This is a genomic window from Pseudomonas sp. 58 R 3 (genome assembly GCF_900006605.1).
GTDB lineage: Bacteria > Pseudomonadota > Gammaproteobacteria > Pseudomonadales > Pseudomonadaceae > Aquipseudomonas > Aquipseudomonas salomonii.
Window position 1 is genome coordinate 118781 of record NZ_CVTT01000040.1, and the last position, 24577, is coordinate 143357.

Annotated in this window: 21 protein-coding genes; 11 read left to right on the forward strand and 10 right to left on the reverse strand. The window is 60.8% G+C overall.

The window, feature by feature from the left end:
• Nucleotides 1-10 precede the first annotated feature (10 nt).
• From BFP92_RS10525 to BFP92_RS10545, 5 genes are all read right to left on the reverse strand, one after another.
• Nucleotides 11-1231: an electron transfer flavoprotein subunit alpha gene (locus BFP92_RS10525; protein WP_065929446.1), complete on the reverse strand. Its 1221-nt coding sequence runs from the start codon at nucleotides 1229-1231 to the stop codon at nucleotides 11-13.
• Nucleotides 1231-3174 (reverse strand): dimethylglycine demethylation protein DgcB, encoded by a 1944-nt coding sequence (gene dgcB, locus BFP92_RS10530; RefSeq protein WP_065929447.1) that lies wholly within the window; start codon nucleotides 3172-3174, stop codon nucleotides 1231-1233. The genes BFP92_RS10525 and dgcB overlap by 1 nt, the downstream gene beginning before the upstream one ends.
• Before the next feature lie 137 nt (nucleotides 3175-3311).
• Entirely contained in the window at nucleotides 3312-5372 is a 2061-nt protein-coding gene (dgcA, locus tag BFP92_RS10535) for a dimethylglycine demethylation protein DgcA (protein WP_065929448.1), read from the reverse strand.
• Between the two features lie 16 nt (nucleotides 5373-5388).
• Nucleotides 5389-5919, reverse strand: coding sequence for a DUF5943 domain-containing protein (locus BFP92_RS10540; protein ID WP_034116150.1), 531 nt, complete (start codon nucleotides 5917-5919; stop codon nucleotides 5389-5391).
• A gap of 67 nt (nucleotides 5920-5986) precedes the next feature.
• Nucleotides 5987-6964 (reverse strand): dipeptidase, encoded by a 978-nt coding sequence (locus BFP92_RS10545; RefSeq protein WP_014720245.1) that lies wholly within the window; start codon nucleotides 6962-6964, stop codon nucleotides 5987-5989.
• A 219-nt stretch (nucleotides 6965-7183) separates the two neighbouring features.
• Here BFP92_RS10545 and BFP92_RS10550 point away from each other — a divergent pair, with 219 nt between their 5' ends.
• Together BFP92_RS10550 and BFP92_RS10555 are read left to right on the forward strand one after the other, a co-directional pair.
• Entirely contained in the window at nucleotides 7184-7585 is a 402-nt protein-coding gene (locus BFP92_RS10550) for a lysozyme inhibitor LprI family protein (RefSeq protein WP_056857778.1), read from the forward strand.
• A 41-nt stretch (nucleotides 7586-7626) separates the two neighbouring features.
• Nucleotides 7627-8043, forward strand: coding sequence for a DUF3010 family protein (locus BFP92_RS10555; protein ID WP_065929449.1), 417 nt, complete (start codon nucleotides 7627-7629; stop codon nucleotides 8041-8043).
• Between the two features lie 113 nt (nucleotides 8044-8156).
• Here BFP92_RS10555 and BFP92_RS10560 read toward each other — a convergent pair whose 3' ends face one another.
• Together BFP92_RS10560 and BFP92_RS10565 are read right to left on the reverse strand one after the other, a co-directional pair.
• Nucleotides 8157-9347, reverse strand: a complete 1191-nt coding sequence (locus BFP92_RS10560; RefSeq protein ID WP_065929450.1) for an AAA family ATPase — start codon at nucleotides 9345-9347, stop codon at nucleotides 8157-8159.
• Nucleotides 9348-9415: 68 nt separating this feature from the next.
• A complete protein-coding gene (locus BFP92_RS10565) occupies nucleotides 9416-10360 on the reverse strand; it encodes a GlxA family transcriptional regulator (RefSeq protein ID WP_065929451.1) in 945 nt (314 codons plus the stop codon).
• Nucleotides 10361-10554: 194 nt separating this feature from the next.
• Between BFP92_RS10565 and BFP92_RS10570 the strand changes: the two genes are divergently transcribed.
• The 6 genes from BFP92_RS10570 to BFP92_RS10595 all read left to right on the forward strand — a co-directional run bounded on the left by BFP92_RS10570 (nucleotide 10555) and on the right by BFP92_RS10595 (nucleotide 15925).
• The gene (locus BFP92_RS10570; protein WP_065929452.1) at nucleotides 10555-11493 is read left to right on the forward strand and encodes a choline ABC transporter substrate-binding protein; all 939 of its coding nucleotides are present in this window, start codon (nucleotides 10555-10557) and stop codon (nucleotides 11491-11493) included.
• Nucleotides 11494-11570: 77 nt separating this feature from the next.
• Nucleotides 11571-12458 carry a 3-dehydrocarnitine:acetyl-CoA trimethylamine transferase CdhC gene (locus BFP92_RS10575; protein WP_017139368.1) on the forward strand — a complete coding sequence of 296 codons (888 nt, stop codon included), beginning with the start codon at nucleotides 11571-11573 and terminating at the stop codon, nucleotides 12456-12458.
• A gap of 146 nt (nucleotides 12459-12604) precedes the next feature.
• Entirely contained in the window at nucleotides 12605-13570 is a 966-nt protein-coding gene (locus tag BFP92_RS10580) for an L-carnitine dehydrogenase (protein ID WP_065929453.1), read from the forward strand.
• Nucleotides 13571-13635: 65 nt separating this feature from the next.
• Nucleotides 13636-14115, forward strand: a complete 480-nt coding sequence (locus BFP92_RS10585) for a thioesterase family protein (RefSeq protein WP_065929454.1) — start codon at nucleotides 13636-13638, stop codon at nucleotides 14113-14115.
• Between the two features lie 9 nt (nucleotides 14116-14124).
• On the forward strand, nucleotides 14125-15285 hold the full coding sequence (locus tag BFP92_RS10590; RefSeq protein WP_065929455.1) for a gamma-butyrobetaine dioxygenase: 1161 nt from the start codon (nucleotides 14125-14127) through the stop codon (nucleotides 15283-15285).
• Between the two features lie 376 nt (nucleotides 15286-15661).
• The gene (locus BFP92_RS10595) at nucleotides 15662-15925 is read left to right on the forward strand and encodes a hypothetical protein (protein WP_017139371.1); all 264 of its coding nucleotides are present in this window, start codon (nucleotides 15662-15664) and stop codon (nucleotides 15923-15925) included.
• Between the two features lie 88 nt (nucleotides 15926-16013).
• On the opposite strand, the gene BFP92_RS10600 is transcribed toward BFP92_RS10595, so the two are convergent.
• Together BFP92_RS10600 and BFP92_RS10605 are read right to left on the reverse strand one after the other, a co-directional pair.
• Entirely contained in the window at nucleotides 16014-17117 is a 1104-nt protein-coding gene (locus tag BFP92_RS10600) for a choline metabolism transcriptional regulator GbdR (protein ID WP_065929456.1), read from the reverse strand.
• A gap of 510 nt (nucleotides 17118-17627) precedes the next feature.
• Entirely contained in the window at nucleotides 17628-19004 is a 1377-nt protein-coding gene (locus BFP92_RS10605; protein ID WP_065929457.1) for an L-serine ammonia-lyase, read from the reverse strand.
• A gap of 406 nt (nucleotides 19005-19410) precedes the next feature.
• Between BFP92_RS10605 and BFP92_RS10610 the strand changes: the two genes are divergently transcribed.
• From BFP92_RS10610 to choV, 3 genes are all read left to right on the forward strand, one after another.
• The gene (locus BFP92_RS10610) at nucleotides 19411-20358 is read left to right on the forward strand and encodes a choline ABC transporter substrate-binding protein (protein ID WP_065929458.1); all 948 of its coding nucleotides are present in this window, start codon (nucleotides 19411-19413) and stop codon (nucleotides 20356-20358) included.
• Nucleotides 20359-20438: 80 nt separating this feature from the next.
• Nucleotides 20439-21284: a choline ABC transporter permease subunit gene (choW, locus tag BFP92_RS10615; protein ID WP_017139374.1), complete on the forward strand. Its 846-nt coding sequence runs from the start codon at nucleotides 20439-20441 to the stop codon at nucleotides 21282-21284.
• Nucleotides 21281-22459 carry a choline ABC transporter ATP-binding protein gene (gene choV / locus BFP92_RS10620; protein ID WP_017139375.1) on the forward strand — a complete coding sequence of 393 codons (1179 nt, stop codon included), beginning with the start codon at nucleotides 21281-21283 and terminating at the stop codon, nucleotides 22457-22459. The genes choW and choV overlap by 4 nt, the downstream gene beginning before the upstream one ends.
• A gap of 134 nt (nucleotides 22460-22593) precedes the next feature.
• Here the strand turns inward: choV and BFP92_RS10625 are convergent, their stop codons facing one another.
• Nucleotides 22594-24528 (reverse strand): BCCT family transporter, encoded by a 1935-nt coding sequence (locus tag BFP92_RS10625; protein WP_239694252.1) that lies wholly within the window; start codon nucleotides 24526-24528, stop codon nucleotides 22594-22596.
• Nucleotides 24529-24577 lie beyond the last annotated feature (49 nt).

Genomic DNA, 24577 nt, shown 5'->3' on the forward strand with positions numbered 1-24577 from the left:
GGTCATGTCCTTAAGCCGCATCGCGCTTGGCGCCGTTGCGGTACACCTGCACCGCCTCGATCAAGGCTTGCAGAATCGCGGCGCTTTCGCCGATCACCGACAGGTCGGCACGCTTGATCATGTCGCAGCCAGGGTCGAGGTTGATCGCTACCACCTTGTCGCAGGCACCGATGCCTTGCAGGTGCTGGATCGCCCCGGAAATGCCCACGGCCACGTACACCCGTGCCGTGACCCAGGTGCCGCTGGCGCCGACCTGGCGATCACGCGCCATAAAGCCATCGTCCACTGCCACCCGTGACGCGCCTTCGGTGGCGCCCAAGGCGGCTGCGGTCTGGTGGAATAATGCCCAATCCTTGACGCCATTGCCGCCAGAGAAAATGAACTCCGCCTCGGCCATCGGAATTGCCCCAGGGTCCACCGCCACTGCGCCGAGATCCTCGATACGCGGCAGGCTGCGCGCCAGAGTTGTGGATAACTCCACCGGCAAGGCTTCGTGACGGGTTTCGCTGACCGGCTCGGCGCATTCCACCGCGGCCAGAATCAGGCGCGGCAGTGGCCGGGCCAAATCCTCCTGGCCCGCACCGGCGCGGCCGATGCACTCCTCGCCCTTGATCTGCCACACGCGTGTGGCCGGGCGTTCCTTGAGGCTCGCGGCAAAACGCCGGCCCAACTCGCCGCCGCCACTGCGGCTGTCGGGCAGCAACCAATGGCGCGGGTTGAACTGGTTATCCACAGCCCGCAAGCCCTGGATGCGTTGCTCCGGTGAATAACCCTCGAATTCCTGGCCATCCAACACCAGCAGGCGATCGACACCCGCCGTGGCAAAAGCACTTTCTTTGTGCTCGCCAAACACCACCGCCAGCACTGCTCCGTCGCTGCCGGCGAGTTGCCGGGCCAGGCCGAGCAAGTCGCGGTCATGGCTGCTCAGGCGGCCGCCGACCATGTCCGGTACCACGTTGATATAGAACGCCGGCGCTGTTACCTGGTGCAACGGCAACTGCACTTCCACTGCCGCCGTGCGCTTGGCCGCGCCGCCCTGCTGGGCGCCGCTGCGGTCGATACGCTTGATGCCGTTGGGGCCGATAAAACCCACGCCATGCACGTTTTTGCGGATGACGCCGTTCGGCCCCATCCAGCTGTGTTGCAGCGGCTGCATGGCGGCGTGCAACGGGTGCAGGCGGTTACGGGCGATCCATTCGGCCCGTGGGTCGCGGCGGATAATGTCGCTCATCAGTGCACCTCCGCAGGTTGACGCTTGATGGGTGCCTTGGCCTGTGTGGCGTCTTCAAGTAACGCGTCGGCCACCAGTTCAGCGATGTCCTTGATCAGTGGCCGTGGCTCGACCACGCCCTCAAGCATCGCCGTGCATTGTGGACAACCCACGGCCACCAGCTCGGCGCCGGTTTCGCGGATGTCGTCCATGCGCATATCCGGGATGCGCTGCTTGCCGGGAATATCGGTGATCGGCGCGCCGCCACCGCCGCCGCAGCAGCGCGAACGGAAGCCCGAGCGTTGCATCTCCTTGACCTCGATACCCAACGCCCGCAGCACTTGGCGCGGCGCCTCGTATTCGCCGTTGTAGCGGCCCAGGTAACAAGGGTCGTGGTAAGTCACGCTGTTGCCCTTGTGCTGGCCCAGGTTCAGCGCGCCCTCGCCGATCAGTTCGGCCATGAAGGTGCTGTGGTGCTGCACGACATAATTACCGTTGAAGGCGCCGTATTCGTTTTTCAGCACGTGAAAGCTGTGCGGGTCGCAGGTGACGATGCGCTTGAAGCTGTACTTTTCCAGTGTGCGGATATTGCGCGTGGCCAGCAGTTGGAAAGTGGCTTCATCGCCCAGGCGCCGCGCCACATCACCGCTGTCGCGTTCTTCCAGGCCCAGCACGGCAAAGTCGACTTTGGCCGCTTTGAGCACTTTGACGAAGGCGCGCAAGGTGCGTTGGTTACGCATGTCGAACGCGCCGTCACCGACCCAGAACAATACGTCGCAGCTGGCTTTTTCGCTGAGCAATGGCAGGTTCAGGTCCGCTGCCCAGTTGAGGCGACCGCCCGGTGCGAAACCGCCGGGGTTATCGGTGGCAATCAGGTTTTCCAGGACTTCGGCGCCCTTGTTCGGCGTGGCGCCTTTTTCCAGGGTGAGATGGCGGCGCATGTCGACGATGGCGTCGACGTGCTCGATCATCATCGGGCACTCTTCCACGCAGGCGCGGCAGGTGGTGCACGACCACAGGGTTTCGGCGTCGACCAGGCCATTGACGATCGGCTGGTGCGGGTTGCCGCTGTGTTCGCCCACCGGTTTGCCTGGGTAAGGGCTGCCGGCGAACTTGGCATCGGTGCCACCAGCCAGGCCGACCACCATGTCCTGAATGAGTTTTTTCGGGTTCAGCGGCTGGCCGGCGGCGAACGCCGGGCACGCCGCTTCGCACTTGCCGCACTGCACGCAGGCGTCGAAACCGAGCAGTTGGTTCCAGGTGAAATCCTTGGGTTTTTCCACGCCCAATGGCGCGGTTTTGTCGCTGAGGTCGAGCGGCTTCAAACCTGTAGAACGGCCACCACCAAAACGCTCGGCGCGACGGTGCCAGGCCAGGTGCAGGGCACCGACAAAGGCGTGTTTCATCGGCCCGCCCCAGGTCATGCCGAAGAACATTTCGCTCACGCCCCACAGCACGCCCAGGCTCAAGAGCGCGGCGAGCAGCCAGCCGCCAAAGTCGGCAGGCAAAATTCCGGCCACCGGCAAGGTCACCACAAAGAAGCTGACCGAGAACGCCATGAGGCTTTTCGGCAGGCGCATCCACGGGCCTTTCGACAGGCGCGCGGGTGGGTTGCGCCGACGCAGGTAGACGAAGGTGGCGCCGACGAACATCAGCACCGAGGCCAGCAGCAAGGCATAGCCGAGGATACGGTTATGCAGGCCAAAACCGTGCACCAAAATAGCCAGCAGCGCCGACAGCACAAAGCCCAGGGCGGTGGCGACGTGGGTGTTGGCGATGTATTTGTCGCGGGCCACCACGTGGTGCAGGTCAACCATATAGCGCTTGGGCATGGCCAGCAGGCCGCCGAGCAGGTCGACCTTGGACGCGCGGCCACGGCGCCACATGTTGACCCGGCGCAGGGCGCCGAGGGCGGCGAGGCCGATGGCTGCAAACAAAAGAATAGGAAGCAAGGTGTTCAACATGGTGAAGCTCCCACAATGATCGTCCCCACGCTCTGCGTGGGGATGCATCCTGTGACGCTCTGCGTCACGACCTTAAGAGCGGACGCGGAGCGTCCAGGGCAGCATTCCCACGCAGAGCGTGGGAACGATCAGGTGCGTCAGAAATCCTTGCACAAGCGCAGGGCGTCATAGATCGCGGCGTGGGTATTACGCTGCGCCACACAGTCACCGATGCGGAACAGCAAGTACCCCTCACCCGCCTCGCTCAAGCACGGCTGCGGTTTGATCGCGAACAAGGCTTCGACGTCGATCTGGCCCTTGTTGCGCGAACCTTCCTTGAGCCCGTAGTAGATGGCCTCGTCCGGGCGCACACCGTTCTCGACCACCACCTGGTCAACCACGCGTTCTTCCTTGGCGCCGGTGTATTCGTTCTCCAGCACCGCCACCAGCTTGTCGCCCTCGCGATAGACCTTTTCCAGCATCATGTCGCCGGTCATGATCACTTCTTTGGGGTACATGCTGCGGTAGTAAGTCGGGAACGACGTACCGCCAATCGCCACGCCTGGCTTGATGTCGTCGGTGACGATTTCCACCTGGCAGCCTTTGTCGGCCAGGAAGTCGGCCACCGACATGCCGGTGAACTCGCAGATGGTGTCGTACACCAGCACGTTCTTGCCCGGCGCCACTTTGCCGTCGAGCACGTCCCAACTGCTCACCACCAACCCTTCAGCGGCGCCCCAGTGTTCGTTCTGCTCGATAAACGGATGCCCGCCAACGGCCAGCACCACGATGTCAGGGCGCAGGTCGAGGATGGTCTCGGCATCGGCCGCCACGCCCAGGCGCAGGTCGACCTTCAAGCGCGCCAACTCCAGCTGGAACCAGCGCGTGATGCCGGCGATCTGGTCACGCTGCGGGGCTTTGGAGGCCGTGGTGATTTGCCCGCCGATAAACTCTTTCTTCTCGAACAGGGTCACATCGTGGCCACGTTCGGCCGCGACCCGCGCCGCTTCCATGCCGGCCGGGCCGGCACCCACCACCACGACTTTGCGTTTGACCCCGGTGGATTTCTCGATGATGTGCGGCACGCCCATGTATTCACGGGAGGTCGCGGCGTTCTGGATGCACAACACATCCAGGCCCTGGTATTGGCGGTCGATGCAGTAGTTGGCGCCGACGCATTGTTTGATCTGGTCGATCTGGCCCATCTTGATCTTGGCGATCAGGTGCGGGTCGGCGATGTGCGCACGGGTCATGCCGACCATGTCCACATAGCCGCCTTCCAGAATGCGCGTGGCCTGGTTCGGGTCCTTGATGTTCTGCGCGTGCAGCACCGGAACCTTGACCACTTCCTTGATACCGGCCGCCAGGTGCAGGAACGGCTCCGGGGGGTAGCTCATGTTGGGGATCACGTTGGCCAGGGTGTTGTGAGTGTCGCAACCCGAGCCCACCACGCCGATAAAATCGAGCATGCCGGTGTCATCGTAATACTTGGCGATCTGCTTCATGTCCTCGTGGGACAGGCCGTCCGGGTGGAACTCGTCGCCACACAGGCGCATGCCCACGCAAAAGTCGTCACCGACCTCGGCGCGCACGGCTTTGAGCACTTCCAGGCCGAACTTCATGCGGCCCTCGAAGGTGCCGCCCCATTCGTCGGTACGCTTGTTGACCCGTGGGCTCCAGAACTGGTCGATCATGTGCTGGTGCACCGCGGACAGTTCCACACCGTCCAGGCCACCGGCCTTGGCGCGCTTGGCGGCGCTGGCGTAGTTGCCGATTACGCGCCAGATTTCTTCCGGCTCGATGGTCTTGCAGGTCGCACGGTGCACCGGCTCACGCACGCCGGACGGCGACATCAGGGTCGGCCAGTTAAAGCCGTCCCAGCGCGAGCGACGGCCCATGTGGGTAATCTGGATCATGATCTTCGCGCCATGCTTGTGCATGGCATCGGCCAGGTTCTGGAAGTGCGGGATGATGCGGTCGGTGGACAGGTTCACCGAGCTCCACCATTCCTGCGGGCTGTCGATGGCCACCACCGAGGAGCCGCCACAGATCGCCAGGCCGATACCGCCCTTGGCTTTCTCTTCGTAATACTTCACATAGCGGTCAGTGGTCATGCCGCCGTCGGTGGCATACACCTCGGCGTGGGCGGTACTGAGCACGCGGTTGCGGATGGTCAGTTTGCCGATCTGGATCGGCGCAAACATTGCTTCGAAAGCCATGGCACGGTTCCTCGACTTACAACGGCTTGACGGTGAACAGGCCGTCGTCATGGCCCTCTTCGGAGCCTCCGTAAACTTGCTCGGCTACGGTGCGAATCTGGCTGCCGCGCGCCTGCAGAATCTGGTCCATGGCACCGGCAAACCAGCCGGTGAACATGTAGTCCACTTTGCGCCCGACCTTGCCGTACACGTAGACAAACGCCGAGTGTTCGAGCTTGACGCTGGCGGTGCCTTTGTCGAGGTCGATGTCCTGGATCTTGAACAGGCCCCAGCCGCGTTGCGACAGGCGCTTCATGTAATGCTCGAACACTGCAACGCCTTCCAGGCCGTGGCATTCAGCTTCTTTTTCGCACCAGTGCCAGGCAGATTTGTAGCCGGCCTTGTAGAGGATCTCGGCGTAGGCGTCGGCGCCCAGCACTTCTTCGATGCCCATGTGGTTGTTGACGAAGAAATGCCGTGGCACATACAGCATCGGCAGGGCGTCGGAAGTCCAGACACCGGTTTCGCTGTCGACTTCGATAGGCAATTGCGGGGCGATTTTGGCCATGGAAACTTAACTCCAGAAAATTCTCAGGTATGCCCCGACGCGAACGGTCGGGGAGAAATGCGGTGGCTTATTCGCCCCAGACGTCTTTCAAGACGTTGACCCAGTTCTCGCCCATGATCTTGCGCACCACACGCTCGCTGTGGCCGCGTTTGAGCAGGGTCTCGGTGAGGTTGGGAAACTCGCCCACGGTGCGGATGCCCAGCGGGTTGATGATCTTGCCGAAGCTGGTCAGGCGGCGGGCGTAACCCTTGTCATGGGTCAGCATCTCGAAGAAATCCTGGCCATGGCCCTGGGTGAAGTCGGTGCCGATGCCGATCGCGTCTTCGCCGACGATGTTCATGGTGTATTCGATGGCTTCGGCGTAGTCGTCGATGGTCGAATCGATGCCCTTGGCCAGGAACGGCGCGAACATGGTCACGCCGACAAAACCGCCATGGTCGGCGATGAACTTGAGTTCTTCATCGGACTTGTTGCGCGGGTGCTCTTTAAGGCCCGACGGCAGGCAGTGGGAGTAGCACACCGGCTTTTTCGATTCGAGGATGACTTCTTCGCTGGTCTTGGAACCGACGTGGGACAGGTCGCACATGATGCCGACACGGTTCATCTCGCCGACGATTTCACGACCAAAGCCCGACAGGCCGCCATCACGCTCGTAGCAACCGGTGCCGACCAGGTTCTGGGTGTTGTAGCACATCTGCACCACACCCACGCCGAGCTGCTTGAAGATCTCGACATAGCCCAGTTGGTCCTCAAACGCATGGGCGTTCTGGAAGCCGAAGATGATGCCGGTCTTGCCCTGCTCTTTTGCGCGGCGAATGTCGGCGGTGGTTTTCACCGGGATCACCAGGTCGCTGTTTTCACGGATCAGGGTCTGGCTGGCAACGATGTTGTTGATCGTGGCCTGGAAGCCTTCCCACACCGACACCGTGCAGTTGGCGGCGGTAAGGCCACCTTTGCGCATGTCTTCGAACAGGTCGCGGTTCCACTTGGCAATAATCAGACCGTCGATAACGATGCTGTCGGCGTGCAACTCGGCTGGGCTCATCAGGCGTCCCCTTATTGGCGATTCATGCGCCGAATCGTCTGCCGGCGCTTTGGGGCCAGCATATGCTCAGGGGCCGACAGAGCCGGGTGCAAAAACGACAGGGGAATTGCCGAAAGCGTCAATCAGCGACAAAGGCCTACATGACATCGCTGACGGGTGGCTGTTCTTTGTCCCACGCTTGAGCCAGAATTTGCTCATCACCTGATATGAGACGGCGCAATGAAATCGATTTTCCTGGCTTTGGCACTCATCGCAACCGGCGTCCACGCCGCCGAAGACACCGACAACACGCCTTGCGATGGCATCGAAAACGACAAACAAACCCTGGAATGCGCCACCTATAACAAAACCACCGCCGAGCAATTGCTCAAGGATAACTATCAGGGCTTGCTCGAACGCATGGGTTCAACCTATGGCAGCAACAAATCGCAACTGGCCGACATTACCGCTCGTCTGAAGGATGCCCAGCAGAAGTGGGAAAAACTTCGCGATGCCGATTGTGCGGTGGACACCTTCCCGGCGGTGAATGGCAGCAAGGACTACGCGATTCAACAGAATGACTGCCTGGCGCGGATGAGTGATGAGCGGTCGGAGTTTTTGGAGTCGATTGGGCAGGAATAAGCGACAATCCCGTCACTTTCTCTCTGAAACAAGGCTCTTGCATGACTATCTGCGGCATCGAAATCAAAGGCAGCGAAGCCATCATCGCCCTCGCTTCCCAGGATGGCCTGACGCTGACTCACGTGGCGCTGGCCACCAAGAAAATCGCGCTTGAAGACGACGATGAGGCGGCCAACGTCAAAGCCTTCGCCGCCCAGGTGAAGGCCTTTGTGCAGGCAAACGCCATTACCCGCATCGCGATCAAAAAACGCAGCAAGAAAGGCGAATTCGCCGGTGGCCCGACCACGTTCAAGATTGAAGGGGTGTTTCAGTTGCTCGACGGCGTTGAAGTGACGCTGCTGTCGCCGCAGACCATCAATGCGCAGAACAAGAAGCACGATTTTGAGCTGCCGGCGACGCTGAACAAGTATCAGCATGAGGCCTTCAAGGCGGCGTGTTCGGCGCTGGTAAAGAAATAAGCCACACCAAAAATCCCCTGTGGGAGCTGGCTTGCCTGCGATGGCGGTTTGTCAGATAACGCTGTACTGCCTGATCTACCGCTATCGCAGGCAAGCCAGCTCCCACAGTTGATTTATGGTGTCTTTGAATTCGCTGTACGGCTTCTGTGCAGCAGCCAATCGCCAAAGGATTTGTCTTCCAGGGCATACCCGCCGCGACTCGACTTCCACACCAATTCTTTGTCACGCAAGGCATCGATACAGGCCTGAATGGTCTGGGTGCCCGGCACCACGTCGCTGCCCATGTCCTCCAGTGCCTTGCTGACCGCCGTGAGTGTGCTATCGGTAAACGGCGCAAAAGGCTCGTTGTTCTGCGAGCGCTCCACCATCACCGCCAACACAGCACGCTGGGGAACGGTGAGGTTGTTCCACGCGCTTTCAAATTCGGTCCACACGCCGGCACGCAACAGTTCGGCGCGGCTGTGCAGCAGTTGGCCCAGGTTGCTCGCCTCGCCCAATTCCAGCGCCACTTCGCCGATGATGGTACGCAGCATCTCCGGGCGACGGCCGACCAGTTCGAAGGCTTCGTCGATATCCGCAGCGTTGAACTGATTGGTGCTGGCCAAATGCGCGTTGAGGTGCAGGGTGTAGGCCTGAGTGAACGCTTTGCCGAGTAAGGGAAAGGGCGTGATGCTGGAGCCGAAGAATGGCTGGCTTTTACCGAGGACCAAATGCGCGAGCTTGTCGCGATTGGAGCCGGTGAACACCAGGCGCAAGCCACTGCCCTCCTCGTCACGGCCTTGGTTGAGCTGATCTCGGGCAGCTTTCAACGCGAACATCGCGTTGATGCCGGACTCGGTGGTCAGTGCGTGCTGCGCTTCATCAATCACCAGCACGACGGGCTTTTCGGCAGCGCTGTGGAGCAACTCCAACGCTTGAGTCAGCGTCGCACCCACCGGCAATTGTGGCGTGCTGAAGTCCCAGGAAAGGGTACGCAGGAAGCTTAGCTTCTCGATTCCAATGTTCTTGGCCAGCTTGCGAATACCCTTTTCATAGGGCACCAGAGCCGCGCCAATGGCGCTGGCGATCAACTCCGCCGGATCTTTCTCTTTGTCAGCCCAGAGATCCACGTAAACCGCCAGCCAACCCCGCAGTTGACACTCCGGGATCAGGTCTTCGCGCAAAAAGGTACTTTTGCCGGTGCGTCGAGGTGCTGCGAGGAACAGGCCTGAGGTGAAATCCTGAATTCCGGCGCCGACCAAGCCATCAGCAATGCTGCGAGCCAGCGCCGGGCGGCGAAACACAAAGCCGCTGTGCTTGGACATGGTTTTATACTCAATTATTGGAAAAGCTATAAATTATAGTCGCAAGTATAATTGACTATAATTGCTCGTCAAACCACTTCCCGTCGCCGGTCCTCTCTCGGGCACTTGGCAAACCGCGCCCTGTAGCTGCGGGTGAAGTACGACGGCGACTCAAACCCGCACGCAATGCTCACTTCCAGCACACTCATGTCGCTTTGGCGCAATAGCTGCCGGGCTTTTTCCAGGCGCAGGCCGAGGTAGAAGTTGCTCGGTGTGTCGTTCAGGTGCAGACGGAACAGGCGCTCCAGCTGGCGCCGCGTGACCTTGATGGCCTCGGCTAACGCCAACGTGCTCAGCGGCGGCTCGCTGTGTTGTTCCATCTCGCCGATCACCTGCACCAGCTTCTTGTTGTTGATGCCGTAACGCGTGGCGATCTGCATGCGCTGGTGGTCTTTGCGCGGGCGGATGCGCCCGAGCACGAACTGCTCGGACACCTGGATGGCCAGGTCCGGGCCGTGGGCCTGGGCGATCAGGTCGAGCATCAGGTCGATGGAGGCGGTGCCACCGGCGCAGGTGATGCGCCGGCGGTCAATCTCGAACAGCTCCTGGGTTACCGTGAGCTGTGGATAGGACTCCTTGAACGCGTCGATGGCTTCCCAGTGCAGGGTCAGGCGGTGACCGTCGAGCAAACCGGCTTCTGCGAGCACACAGGCGCCGGTGTCGATGGCGCCGAGGGTCACGCCATCGTGATCAAGGCGACGCAGCCAGTGTTCCAGTGCGGGCGTGGTGAACTTCAAGGGTTCGAAGCCGGCGACCACCATCAGCGTCGCGCCTTTTTTCAGCGGCTCCAGCGCGGCGTCGGCGTTCACCGACATGCCATTGCTCGCCAGCACCGCGCCGCCATCGGCACTCAACACGTGCCAGCGGTACAACTCGCCGCGAAAGCGGTTGGCCACGCGCAGCGGTTCCAGCGCGGAAATAAAGCCGATGGCCGAGAAACCCGGCATCAGCAGAAAGTAGAAATCCTGGGACATGGTGGCGCTCTCGTAGGACGGGCAGCGTGCTCACTGTGATACGCCAGTTCAACCGGCCATTCAAGAGCACAGGTCGCTGCAGTGCAAGAGCTGGTCGCCGCCGTGCGCTTTGCCTCCCCTCAAGCTGCGTAACGTGATCCCACGGCGCACAAAGACGCCGGCCCCCACAATAACGACCTGCCGAGGAATCCACCATGAACCGACTGATCAGCCGCTGCGTGCTTGCACTCAGCGCCATCTTGAGCACCAGCGTACTCGCGGCCGACGCAGAATCTTGCCGGAACGTGCGCATGGGTGTGGTGAACTGGACCGACGTAATCGCCACCAGCGCCATGACCCAAGTATTGCTCGACGGCCTCGGCTACAAGACCAAACAAACCAGCGCCTCCCAGCAAATCATCTTCGCCGGTATCCGCGACCAGCGCCTGGACATGTTCCTGGGCTACTGGAACCCGCTGATGACCCAGACCATCACGCCGTTTGTCGACGCCAAGCAAGTCAAAGTCCTCGACAAACCGAGCCTGGAAGATGCGCGCGCCACCCTCGCCGTGCCGACTTACCTGGCGGACAAAGGCCTGAAAACCTTCGCCGACATTGCCAGGTTTGAAAAAGAACTGGGCGGCAAGATCTACGGCATCGAGCCAGGCTCGGGCGCCAATACCCAGATCAAGGCGATGATCGCCAAGAACCAGTTCGGCCTCGGCAAGTTCCAGTTGGTGGAGTCCAGCGAAGCCGGGATGCTCGCCGCCGTCGACCGCGCCGTGCGCCGCAAAGAGGCCGTGGTGTTCTTTGGCTGGGCGCCGCACCCGATGAACGTCAACGTCGCCATGACTTACCTCACCGGCAGCGATGACGCCCTTGGCCCGAACGAAGGCATGGCCACGGTGTGGAGCGTGACTTCACCGACCTACGCCGAGCAGTGCCCCAACGTGCACAAACTGCTGACCAACCTGACTTTCACCGCCGCCGACGAGAGCCGAATGATGCAGCCGTTGCTGGATCACAAGGACGCTCTCGAATCGGCGAAGCAATGGCTCAAGGATCACCCGCAAGACCAGCAGCGCTGGCTTGAAGGCGTGACCACCTTCGACGGCAAACCGGCCGCAGCCAACCTGCAACTGACCAGCAAATAACCTGATTCGCATCACCGTATCGCAGCCGCTGTTGGCTGCGAACGGCATCACTACGCCCGCCTGTAAGGAACCGCCTCATGAACCACGACGTCATCATCACCTGCGCACTCACCGGTGCTGGCGACACGACCAGCCGCAGCCCGCATGTGCCGGTCACTCCCAAACAAATCGCCGCCGCCGCCGTGGAAGCCGCCAAGGCCGGCGCCACCGTGGTGCACTGCCATGTGCGTGACCCGCAAACCGGCAAGTTCAGCCGCGACGTGGCGCTGTACCGCGAAGTGATGGAGCGCATTCGCGAGGCCGACATCGACATCATCGTCAACCTCACCGCCGGCATGGGCGGCGACCTGGAGATCGGCGGCGGCGAGAACCCGATGGAGTTCGGCCCCAACACCGACCTGGTCGGCCCGCTGACGCGCCTGGCCCATGTTGAAGAGCTGCTGCCAGAGATCTGCACCCTGGACTGCGGCACGCTCAACTTTGGCGATGGCGACACTATTTACGTCTCTACCCCGGCGCAGCTGCGGGCGGGTGCCAAGCGTATTCAAGAGCTGGGCGTTAAGGCCGAGCTGGAAATTTTCGACACCGGCCACCTGTGGTTCGCCAAGCAGATGATCAAGGAAGGCTTGCTCGACAACCCGCTGTTCCAACTGTGCCTGGGCATCCCATGGGGCGCGCCGGCCGACACCACCACCATGAAGGCCATGGTCGACAACCTGCCTGCCGACGCCGTGTGGGCCGGTTTCGGCATCGGCCGCATGCAAATGCCGATGGCGGCGCAAGCGGTGCTGCTGGGCGGCAACGTGCGGGTCGGCCTGGAAGACAACCTGTGGCTGGACAAGGGCGTACTCGCCACTAACGGCCAACTGGTGGAGCGCGCCAGTGAAATCCTCAGCCGCCTGGGTGCGCGGGTCATGACCCCGGCGGAAGGCCGAATCAAGATGGGCCTGACCAAGCGCGGCTAATCCCCTGCCGAAACCGGATCAAAAATGTGGGAGCGGGCTTGCTCGCGAATGCGGTGAATCAGTCACCGAATGCATCAACTGACACACCGCATTCGCGAGCAAGCCCGCTCCCACAGGGTTCTTCACATTATTCAGGGATTGTCGACATGAGCTTTATCACCGAAATCAAAACCTTCGCCGCCCTCAGCAGCGGCGTTATCGGCAGCGGCTGGGTGTCCCGTGCCCTGGCCCACGGCCTGGATGTGGTCGCCTGGGACCCGGCGCCCGGCGCTGAAGCAGCGCTGCGCAAACGTGTCGCCAACGCCTGGGGCGCCTTGGAGAAACAAGGCCTGGCGCCGGGTGCCTCCCAGGATCGCCTGCGCTTTGTCACCACCATTGAAGAATGCGTAAAAGACGCCGACTTCATCCAGGAAAGCGCCCCGGAACGCCTGGAGCTGAAGCTGGAATTGCACAGCAAAATCAGCGCCGCCGCCAAGCCGAACGCACTGATTGGCTCCAGCACTTCGGGCCTGTTGCCGAGTGAGTTCTACGAGGGCTCGACGCACCCGGAACGCTGCGTGGTCGGGCACCCGTTCAACCCGGTTTACCTGTTGCCGCTGGTGGAAGTGGTGGGCGGCAAGAACACCGCGCCGGAGGCGATTCAAGCGGCGATCAAGGTGTATGAATCCCTCGGCATGCGCCCGCTGCATGTGCGCAAGGAAGTGCCAGGGTTTATTGCCGACCGTTTGCTTGAAGCGCTGTGGCGTGAGGCGTTGCACCTGGTCAATGATGGCGTGGCAACCACGGGCGAGATCGATGACGCGATTCGTTTTGGTGCCGGTTTGCGCTGGTCGTTCATGGGCACATTCCTGACCTACACCCTGGCCGGCGGCGATGCCGGAATGCGCCACTTCATGGCCCAGTTCGGCCCGGCACTGCAGTTGCCGTGGACGTATTTGCCTGCGCCGGAGCTGACCGACAAGTTGATTGATGATGTGGTCGACGGCACCAGCGATCAGCTGGGTAAACACAGCATTTCGGCGCTGGAGCGCTATCGTGATGATTGCTTGCTGGCGGTGCTTGAAGCAGTGAAGACCACTAAAGAAAAACACGGTATGACTTTCGCTGAATAACCAATGTGGGAGCGGGCTTGCTCGCTCCCACATTTCTGACCGTGCACATTTTCGGAATCCACGCCATGCCCGCACTGACCACCTACACCACCAAAATCCAGCCCGACTGGGTCGATTACAACGGCCACCTGCGTGATGCGTTCTACCTGCTGATCTTCAGCTACGCCACCGACGCGCTGATGGACACCCTCGGGCTGGACAGCGAAAACCGCGAAGCCAGCGGCCACTCGCTGTTCACCCTGGAACTGCACCTCAACTACCTGCACGAAGTGAAACTCGGCGCAGAAGTAGAGGTGCACACCCAACTGATCGCCCACGACGCAAAGCGCCTGCACCTCTATCACAGCCTGCACCTTGTGGGCGATGCGAAGGAATTGGCCGGCAACGAACAGATGCTGCTGCACGTCGATCTGGCCGGGCCGCATTCGACGCCGTTTACCGAGGCCACCCTGGAAAAGCTCGCGGGCATCAGCGCCGAACAGGCCGACCTGCCCCGCCCTGCCTTGCTGGGCCGAGTGATTGGATTACCACCCAAAAAACCATAAGGAACCGCCATGCAAACCGCCGCCGCTGTTGCCGATTTCCGTACTTACCCGAAGATCTGCGACCTTGCCGGGGCGCAGGTGCTGGACGATCAGATTCGCGTGCAGTGGGCCGATGGGCGGGTCAGCCCGTTCCATCATCAGTGGCTGCGGGACAACTGCCCTTGCAGCGAATGCGTGTACAGCGTGACCCGTGAGCAGGTACTGGAAATTGTCGATGTGGACGAGCATCTGCGCGCAGTCAGCGCGCACATCGATCAAGGTTTTCTGTGCGTGGAATGGTACGGCGGCCATCGCAGCCAGTACGACCCAGGCTGGTTGCGCGCCCACGCCTATGACGATCAATCACGCGCCGAACGCCGCGCAGCCAAACCCCAGTCGCACCTGTGGCACAGCACCTTCGCGCTGCCTGTCTTCGACTATGCGACGGTGATGGAAGACCCCAAAGCCCTGCTGCAATGGCTGCTGGCCTTGCGCGACGGCGGCCTTACGCAAATCCGTGGCGTACCCACCGAGCCGGGCTCGCTTGCACTGGTCGCCAAGCGCATTTCATTTATTCGCGAGAGCAACTTCGGCGTACTGTTCAACGTGCAATCCAAGGCCGATGCCGACAGTAACGCCTACACCGCTTTCAACCTGCCGCTGCACAGTGATTTGCCGACACGGGAGCTGCAACCCGGGCTGCAATTTTTGCATTGCCTGGTGAACGACGCCGACGGTGGCGAGAGCATTTTTGTCGATGGTTTTGCCATCGCCCAGGCGCTGCGCAGCGAAGACCCCGAGGCGTTTCGCGCACTGTGTGAAATTCCGGTGGAGTTTCGCAATAAAGACCGGCACAGCGACTACCGCCGCCTGGCACCGATTATTGCGCTGGACGCCTTGGGTGATGTGGCAGAGATTCGCATGGCCAACTTTTTGCGTGGGCCGTTTGAGGCCAGCGTGGAGCAGATGCCGTTGTTGTACCGGGCGTATCGGCGCTTTATCGCGATGACGCGCGAGGATCGTTTCCGGCTGGTCAAACGCCTGAATCCGGGGGAGTTGTGGTGCTTTGATAACCGCCGCACCTTGCATGCGCGTAATGCGTTTGACCCGGCTTCGGGGGCGCGGCATTTTCAGGGTTGTTACATTGATCGGGATGAGTTGTTGTCCCGGATATTGGTGTTGCAGAGGTAGACCGAGGTGCGGCCATCGCAGGCAAGCCAGCTCCCACATTTGACCCCATTTCAAAGGTAAAACCAGGTTAAGTGTGGGAGCGGGCTTGCTCGCGAAGAGGCCGGCATATCCACCACAAACCCCAGCCAAAAAAAGCCCCGGGCCAGCCGTGACTGGATCGGGGCAGAGTGCTTGGTGTGAGCGTGACATCCCGAGGGTGACCAAACCGTCAAGGTGCGTGCCTGGCCTCCAGTGTGCCTATTGTTGCTATCGGTAAATGACCCGAAAACGACCTGTTCATAGCCATCTGAGCCATTCGCCGATTCTGCCCTTGCCGACCGGCCGAGGGCCTACCAGAATCCCATTCAATCCCGCTCCCTACACCAGGATAAACGTCATGATGCACGCGGACTTGATAGACCAGGATGACCTGCTGAGCCAACTGCGCTCGCTGGGTTTCGAGGTATCCAGCGGCGCCAGCGCCGAACAGGCTTGCGAATGTGCGGTACGCGGTTTGAGCGCTGCGCGGGCCAAGGCGCTCAAGGGCATGGTGGAGCAGATGTACACCGGCAGCGCGACGATCTTGCCGGCGGTGCGCCAGGCGATCGACAAGCAGTTGTTGCCGGCTTTGGTGCAGTTCAAGCAAAGCTCTGGTGCCTGATAGATCGCTATCGCAGGCAAGCCAGCTCCCACATTTGGAATGCATTCCCCTGTGGGAGCTGGCTTGCCTGCGATGAAGGCGACTCGGTCTAGAGCCTTACACTCGCAAACGTCGACTCATTACGCGCCTGGCTCAACGCCGACATCGGCCCCGACAACGGTGACAGCACCAGCGCCTGCGGAATCGGCATCATCGCCACTTGCTGGGTGGTGTTGGAACCTACGCGCTCATCCCGTGGCGGAATGCCGAAGTATTCGCGGTAGCACTTGGAGAAGTGCGGCGTGGACACAAACCCGCACACCGACGCCACTTCGATGATCGACATCGGCGTTTGCTTGAGCAACTGCCGTGCACGGATCAGGCGCAACTTGAGGTAGTAGCGCGACGGTGAGCAGTGCAGGTATTTCTGGAACAGCCGCTCCAGTTGGCGGCGCGACACGGCGACATACACCGCCAGCTCATCCAGGTCGATTGGCTCTTCCAGGTTGGCTTCCATCAGCGCAACGATTTCCTGCAGCTTCGGCTGGTTGGTGCCGAGCATGTGCTTGAGCGGCACACGCTGGTGATCCTGTTCATTGCGGATGCGTTCGTACACAAACATCTCGGAGATGGCGGCCGACAATTCACGGCCGTGGTCGCGGCTGATCAGGTGCAGCATCATGTCCAGCGGCGCGGTGCCGCCCGAGCTGGTGAAGCGGTTACGGTCGAGGGTGAACAGGCGCGTGCTCATGGCCACGCGCGGGAAGGCTTCCTGCATCGAGGCCAGGCATTCCCAGTGCACGCTGCAATCAAAGCCGTCGAGCAACCCGGCGCAGGCCAAGGCCCAACTGCCGGTGCAGACCGCGCCAAGGCGGCGCGATTGGCGCGCCTGGCTTTGCAGCCACGACACATGTTCACGGGTCACGGTGCGCTGGATGCCCACGCCGCCGCACACAATCACAGTGTCCAGGGCCGCAGCTTTGTGCATGGAGGCATCGGGGGTGATTTGCAGACCGTCGCTGGCCCAGACCTGGTTGCCGTCGACACTCAGGGTTGTCCAGCGATACAGCTCGCGGCCGGACAGCTGGTTGGCCATGCGCAGCGGTTCCACTGCCGAAGCCAGGGAAATCAGCGTGAAATTGTCCAGCAGCAAAAAGCCGATGGATTGAGGCGCACGGTTCTGGGGTTGGGCCCCGGAGTTGAACGACGTCATCGCGGTATCTCCTCACACAAAGCGGGTGATGGCCTCAGGCGAGGCTCTTGTTATTGCGTTCGTCTCCAGCAAGGAGAGAGGCTTTGAATGGATAGAGCAAATGCCATGCCTAAAATTGAATGGCCGTCCAATAAATCCTAAAAACGACCTGATGACGCGTCTATATAAGCCCACGCAGGGAGTGCGGGATATGGCCGGAAATGGACGTCAGACCGGCCCTGCTCGAGGGGTGTGAGCAGATCGGTAGCACTTGTGGGAAGGCGCTTTGCGGGTGTGGGAAAGGTCTGTCACCGCACGCACGGGTGACGGGTGGGAAGGCGCGGGATCGTTCGCAAGCTACTTATCTATTTGCGACGCGCTAAAAGGTGGCGCGTTTGGATTTGGATGTTCACTTTTTGAGCAGTGTTGCTCGGACTAGCGCTTTCGCGAGCAAGCCCGCTCCCACACTTGACCGTGTTCACAAATCAAAATGTGGGAGCGGGCTTGCTCGCGAAATCAGGCAACTCGGTCTCAACACTCTACTGCGCTGACCGCCAAGCCCCCTCGCGATGTCTCTTTGTACTTGTCATGCATATCCGCGCCGGTATCGCGCATGGTGCGGATCACCCGGTCCAGGGAAATAAAGTGCTGGCCATCACCGCGCAGCGCCATCTGCGCCGCGTTGATCGCCTTCACCGCCGCAATCGCGTTGCGCTCAATGCACGGCACTTGCACCAGCCCGCCCACCGGGTCGCAGGTCAGGCCGAGGTTATGTTCCAGGCCGATTTCAGCGGCGTTGCACAGTTGCTCCGGCGTGGCGCCGAGGATCTCGGCCAGTCCGGCAGCCGCCATGGCGCAAGCAGAACCGACTTCGCCCTGGCAGCCGACTTCGGCGCCGGAGATCGAGGCGTTTTTCTTGCACAGAATCCCCACCGCCGCAGCGCCCAGCAAGTAGTCGACCACGTTGGCTTCGGTGACCTCTTCGCTGAACTTCATAAAGTAGTGCAGCACCGCCGGAATAATCCCCGCCGCGCCATTGGTGGGGGCGGTGACCATGCGCCCACCGGCGGCGTTTTCTTCATTGACCGCCAGGGCGAACAGGTTGACCCATTCCATGGCGCTCAAGGTTGAGCCGATCACATTCGGTTTGCCCAGCTCCTGCAAACTGCGGTGCAGCTTGGCCGCGCGACGTCGCACATTCAGGCCGCCGGGCAGGATGCCTTCGTGCTTGAGGCCCTGCTCCACGCAGTCCTGCATGGCGCGCCAGAGCTTCATCAGGCCGCTGCGGATTTCTTCTTCGCTGCGCCAGGTTTTTTCGTTGGCCAGCATCAATTCGGCAACGCGCAGGTTGTGGGTCTTGCACAGCTGCAACAGCTCCACCGCGCTGGAGAAATCATAGGGCAACTCGGTGCGGTCCATGTCCGCCACGCCGCTCTGCGCCTGGGCCTCATCCACCACAAAACCGCCGCCGACTGAATAGTAGGTGTCGCGGTGCAGCTCGCCGTCATCACCAAACACCACCAGGGTCATGGCGTTGGGGTGGAAGGGCAGGTTTTCATCGAGCAGGCGCATGTCGCGCGCCCAGATAAAGGGCACCGGCAAACGCCCGTCGAGCAACAAGGTGTCGGTCTCGCGCAGGGTGTGAATACGCAGGCCGATCTGCGACGGGTCAATTGCGTCCGGCCATTCGCCCATCAAGCCCATGATGGTAGCGGTGTCGCTGCCGTGGCCGATGCCGGTGGCCGACAACGAGCCGTAGAGCTGAACTTCGACGCGACGTACTTGTTCCAACATTCCACGTTCACGCAAGTGCTGAACGAACAACGCCGCGGCGCGCATGGGGCCGACGGTGTGAGAACTCGAAGGCCCGATGCCGATCTTGAACAGGTCGAAAACGCTGATAGCCATTGCCGTGAAACTCCTCGATGGGCACGGGCGACCTGCTACGCTGAACTCGCCCGAATAGCGGCATCATCAAGCTTTTGTTGCCCCTCACGGCGTCTCACACCGACGTGACCATGCTCAGCAGCGCCGCCCTCGCGCGAACGGGCGTTTTGGCCGTTTTTAGCGGTGCAGAGCGGCAAAAAATGCAGTTTTGCCGTTGAAAAAATCTGTAAGCGACGTCACCGACACTGGATACGACCATCCCTGTACTGGATACGACGCCCCCTGTAGGCGTCAGATTTTCACTGGTACATGATCAGTCTCGACTCGTTTGCAAGGCATCGTGCCGTCAGCTTGAAGCACGCCCCAACCGCAACACTTATAAAGCGCGGCACAAGCCGTCAGAAAAAAGACACAGGAGTCTACCCAGATGAAAGGTTCACCCTCGTTGTTGTTGGCCGCCATGTTGAGTCTGCCAGCCCTGGCGCACGCTGCAGAACCGGCACAATGTCAGACCGTCAATTTCTCCGATGTCGGCTGGACCGACATCACCGTCACCACCGCAACCACCAGTGAAATCCTCAGAGGCTTGGGCTACAAGCCACGTACCACGATGATTTCAGTGCCGGTGACCTACAAGTCGCTGGCCGACGGCAAGAACATGGACATCTTCCTCGGCAACTGGATGCCGACCATGGAAAACGACATCAAGCAGTACCGTGATGCCGGCACCGTGGAAACCGTGCGCGCCAACCTGGAGAACGCCAAATACACCCTGGCCGTACCCGAGGCGCTGTATAACAAGGGCCTGAAAGACTTCGCCGATATCGCCAAATTCAAGGATGAGCTGGGCGGCAAAATCTACGGCATCGAGCCGGGTAACGACGGCAACCGCACCATCCAGACCCTGATCGACAAAGACGCCTTCGGCTTGAAAACCGCCGGTTTCAAAGTGGTGGAGTCCAGCGAAGCCGGGATGCTCTCGCAAGTGGAACGCGCCACCAAACGCGACCAGGCCATCGTGTTCCTCGGTTGGGAACCACACCCGATGAACACCCGCTTCAAGATGAAGTACCTGACCGGCGGTGACGATTCGTTCGGCCCCAACTATGGCCAGGCCACCATCTACACCAACGTTCGCAAGGGCTACACCCAGGAATGCAGCAACGTCGGTCAGTTGCTGAAAAACCTGTCGTTCACCCTGAACATGGAAAGCACCCTGATGGGTAAAGTCCTGGACGACAAACAAAAACCGGATGTAGCCGCCAAAGCCTGGCTCAAATCCAACCCACAAGTACTCGACACCTGGCTTGCCGGTGTCACCACCATTGATGGCAAACCAGGGCTGGACGCCGTTAAAGCTTACCTCGCCAAATAATTAACCCGGCAACATCGCTGACCCCAGGCCGGTGCGCTGGCCTGGGATGTTTTCCCCTTCGCATGTGGACATTCACTACCATGCTGACTGAACAGAAAATCCCACTAGGCCAGTACATCGCTGCCTTCGTCGAATGGTTGACCAAACATGGTGCCAACTATTTCGACGCAATCGCATCGACCCTGGAAACGATGATCCACGGCGTGACGTTCGCGCTGACCTGGTTCAATCCGCTGGCATTGATCGGTCTGATTGCGCTGCTGGCTCACTTTATTCAACGCAAATGGGGCCTGACCGTTTTTGTCATCGCCTCCTTCCTGCTGATCCTCAACCTGGGGTACTGGCAGGAAACCATGGAAACCCTCGCCCAGGTGTTGTTCGCCACCCTGGTCTGCGTGGTCATCGGTGTGCCGCTGGGCATTGTTGCCGCGCACAAACCGCTGTTCTACACCATGATGCGGCCGGTGCTCGATCTGATGCAGACCGTGCCGACCTTCGTCTACCTCATCCCAACCCTGACCCTCTTCGGGCTGGGTGTGGTGCCTGGCTTGATCTCCACGGTGGTGTTCGCGATTGCCGCGCCTATCCGCCTGACCTACCTGGGTATCCGCGATGTACCGCAAGAGTTGATGGACGCGGGCAAGGCCTTTGGCTGCTCGCGCCGTCAGTTGCTCTCACGCATTGAACTGCCCCACGCCATGCCGAGCATTGCCGCCGGCATTACCCAATGCATCATGCTGTCGTTGTCGATGGTGGTGATCGCGGCCCTGGTGGGCGCCGACGGCCTCGGCAAGCCGGTGGTCAACGCACTCAACACCGCCGACATCGCCCTGGGCTTTGAAGCCGGCCTGGCAATCGTATTGCTGGCCATCATGCTCGACCGCATCTGCAAACAACCCGACGCCAAAGTAGGGGGTGATGCATGAGCATTATCCGATTCGACAATGTCGACGTGATCTTCTCCAAAGACCCACGCGAAGCGCTCAAGCTGCTGGACCAGGGCATGAGCCGTAACGAGATCCTGAAAAAGACCGGGCAGATCGTCGGCGTTGAAAAAGCCAGCCTGGACATTGAAAAAGGCGAGATCTGCGTGCTGATGGGCCTGTCCGGCTCCGGCAAATCAAGCCTACTGCGCTGCATCAACGGCCTCAACACCGTAAGCCGTGGCCAACTGTTTGTGGAGCATGAAGGCCGTCAGATCGACATCGCTTCGTGCACACCGGCCGAGCTGAAAATGATGCGCACCAAGCGCATCGCCATGGTGTTCCAGAAGTTCGCGTTGATGCCGTGGCTGACGGTGCGCGAGAACATCAGCTTTGGCTTGGAGATGCAGGGCCGCCCGGAGAAAGAACGGCGTGCGCTGGTGGATGAAAAACTCGAACTGGTGGGCCTGGCCCAATGGCGTAACAAGAAGCCCGACGAGCTGTCCGGCGGCATGCAGCAGCGCGTCGGCCTGGCCCGCGCCCTGGCGATGGACGCCGATATCCTGCTGATGGACGAACCCTTCTCGGCCCTCGACCCGCTGATCCGCCAAGGCCTGCAAGATGAATTGCTGGAGCTGCAACGCAAGCTGAGCAAGACCATCGTGTTCGTGAGCCACGACCTCGATGAGGCGCTCAAACTCGGCAGCCGCATCGCGATCATGAAAGACGGCAAGATCATCCAGTACAGCGTGCCGGAAGAGATCGTGCTGAACCCGGCGGACGACTATGTGCGTACCTTCGTCGCCCATACCAACCCGCTGAACGTGCTGTGCGGCCGCAGCCTGATGCGCACCGTAGAGAACTGCACCCACGTCAACGGCTCCATCAGCCTGGACCCGGGCGGCGATTCGTGGCTGGACCTGGCCGAAGGCAATGTGATCAAGGGCGCACGCCAGAACGGCACGCCGTTGAACCTGCAGAACTGGGCGCCGGGGCAACCGGTGGAAGGTTTGGGCCGGGTACCGACGCTGGTGGATTCCAATATCGGCATGCGCGATGCGTTGCAGATCCGGTATCACACGGGGAACAAGCTGGTGTTGCATAACAACAACCAGGTGGTGGGGATTCTGGGGGATAGCGAGCTGTACCATGCCCTGCTGGGCAAGAACCTGGGTTAGTCGCCTGATCGTTCCCACGCTCCGCGTGGGAATGCCGCCCTGGACGCTCTGCGTCCGCTCTTGAAATCGTGACGCGGAGCGTCACAGGAGGCATTCCCACGCGAAGCGTGGGAACGATCATTCAAGCTCAACCATCAGCTATAGACACGGCCAAGGAGCTGCCGATGGCTTTCAAACTGATCGAGCACGTCCCGGGTGATCTGCTCCTGGGCGAAGCCCATCAGGTCATATTCCTGAGGTCCGTTGTGCAGGTAGACCTCGGCCCGGTAGTAGCGGGTGCGCTCTTCTTCGGGCAGGTCGCTCGGTGCCGAGGAGTAAGCATCCAGGCTCACTTCATAGACAAACGGGTTGCCCTCTTCCATCTCGATACGCACACCGATGCAGCGCTTGGATTTACCCAGCAGCGTCTGCACCTCCAGCCCTTGCTCACGCAAGGTTGCCGCCGCCTCTTCCAACGCCGGCGTAACGTGCTTGTCCATAAAGCGCTGCACAGTGCCCTGGCTCGGTTGCAGGTCCAGGGCGGTCAAACGCTCGCTGAAACCACGACGACCACGTTCGGCCAATTGCGCCTGCTCCTGTTCGATGGCCACATCCTGGCGCATCGCCTTGTGCAAACCGAACATAAACAGAATCAGCACCACCGAGAACGGCAGCCCCGCCAGCACCACCATGGTTTGCATGGCTTCGAAGTTACCCGCGAACAGCAGGCCGATGGTCACCAGAGTGATCACCGCCGACCAGAAGATCCGCAACCAGTGCGGCGCATCTTCATCCACATTGCCGCCCTTGCAGGACAGGTTGGCCATCATCACCGCGCCGGAATCCGCCGGGGTCAGGAACAGCACAAAGCCCACGAAGATCGACACACCGATCACGATTTTCGACGCCGGGTAATGCTCAAGCAGTTGGTAGATGGCCATCGACGGTTGTTCCAGCGCCGTCTTGCCCAACTCCACCGCACCGTGGTTCAACACCAGGTCCAGCGCCGAGTTACCGAAGATCGACAACCACGCCAGGGTGAAGCCCAGCGGGATCAGCAGCACGCCGGCCACCAGCTCACGCACCGTACGACCACGGGAAATACGCGCGATGAACATGCCGACAAATGGCGCCCAGGAAATCCACCAGGCCCAGTAGAACAGGGTCCACAGGCCCATCCAGCGCTCGGTCTTGTCGGCATCGCCTTCGTACACATACAGGTCGAATGTTTTCAGGATGATGCCGTTGAGGTAGTCACCGGTGTTCTGCACCAGGCCATTGAGCAGGTGCAGGGTCGGGCCAAACAACAGCGCAAAGATCAGCAAGCCGCTGAACAACACGATGTTGAGGTTGGACAGGCGGCGAATGCCGTTTTCCACACCCGACACGGCGGCGATGGTCGCCACGGTGCTCATCACGATGATCACGATCAGCAGGTTGGTGTTGCTGTGTTGCATGCCGAACAGGTTTTCAAGGCCCGACGACACCTGCATCGAACCAATCCCCAGGTTCGTCACCAGGCCCAGCAGGGTCACGAACATACCGAAACCGTCCACCGCGTGGCCGGCTGCGCCTTTGACCCAACGCTCGCCCACCAGCGGGTACAGGGCCGAACGCAAGGCCAGCGGCTGGTTATGACGGTACGCGAAGTACGCCACGGCCAGGCCGACCAGCGCATAAATCGCCCAGCCGTGCAGGCCCCAGTGCAGGAACGTCAACTGCAACGCCTGGCGGGCTGCGCCATTGCTGGCGGCGGCGCCTTCGGGCGGGTTGAAGTAGTGATCCAACGGCTCGGAAGCCCCGAAATACAGCAGCGAGATGCCGATGCCGGACGAGAACAGCATGCCGGCCCAGGCGCCGTAGCTGAAGTCCGGGGTATCGTCCTTGCTGCCCAGTTTCAATTTACCGTAGGACGAAAACGCCAGGCCGACCACAAACACCAGGTAGGCAGCGATGACCACCATGTAGTACCAGCCGAAGCTTTTCGACAGCCACGCCTGGGCTATACCGAGCATGCGCCCGGCCTCCTGCGGGGCGATGATCAGAATGGCGGTCAACAACAGAATGAGCGCGGTGGAGGTGTAGAACACCCAACCGTTGACCCTGACCTTTTCCGGCGGGGTCTTTATAAGAGAGGCA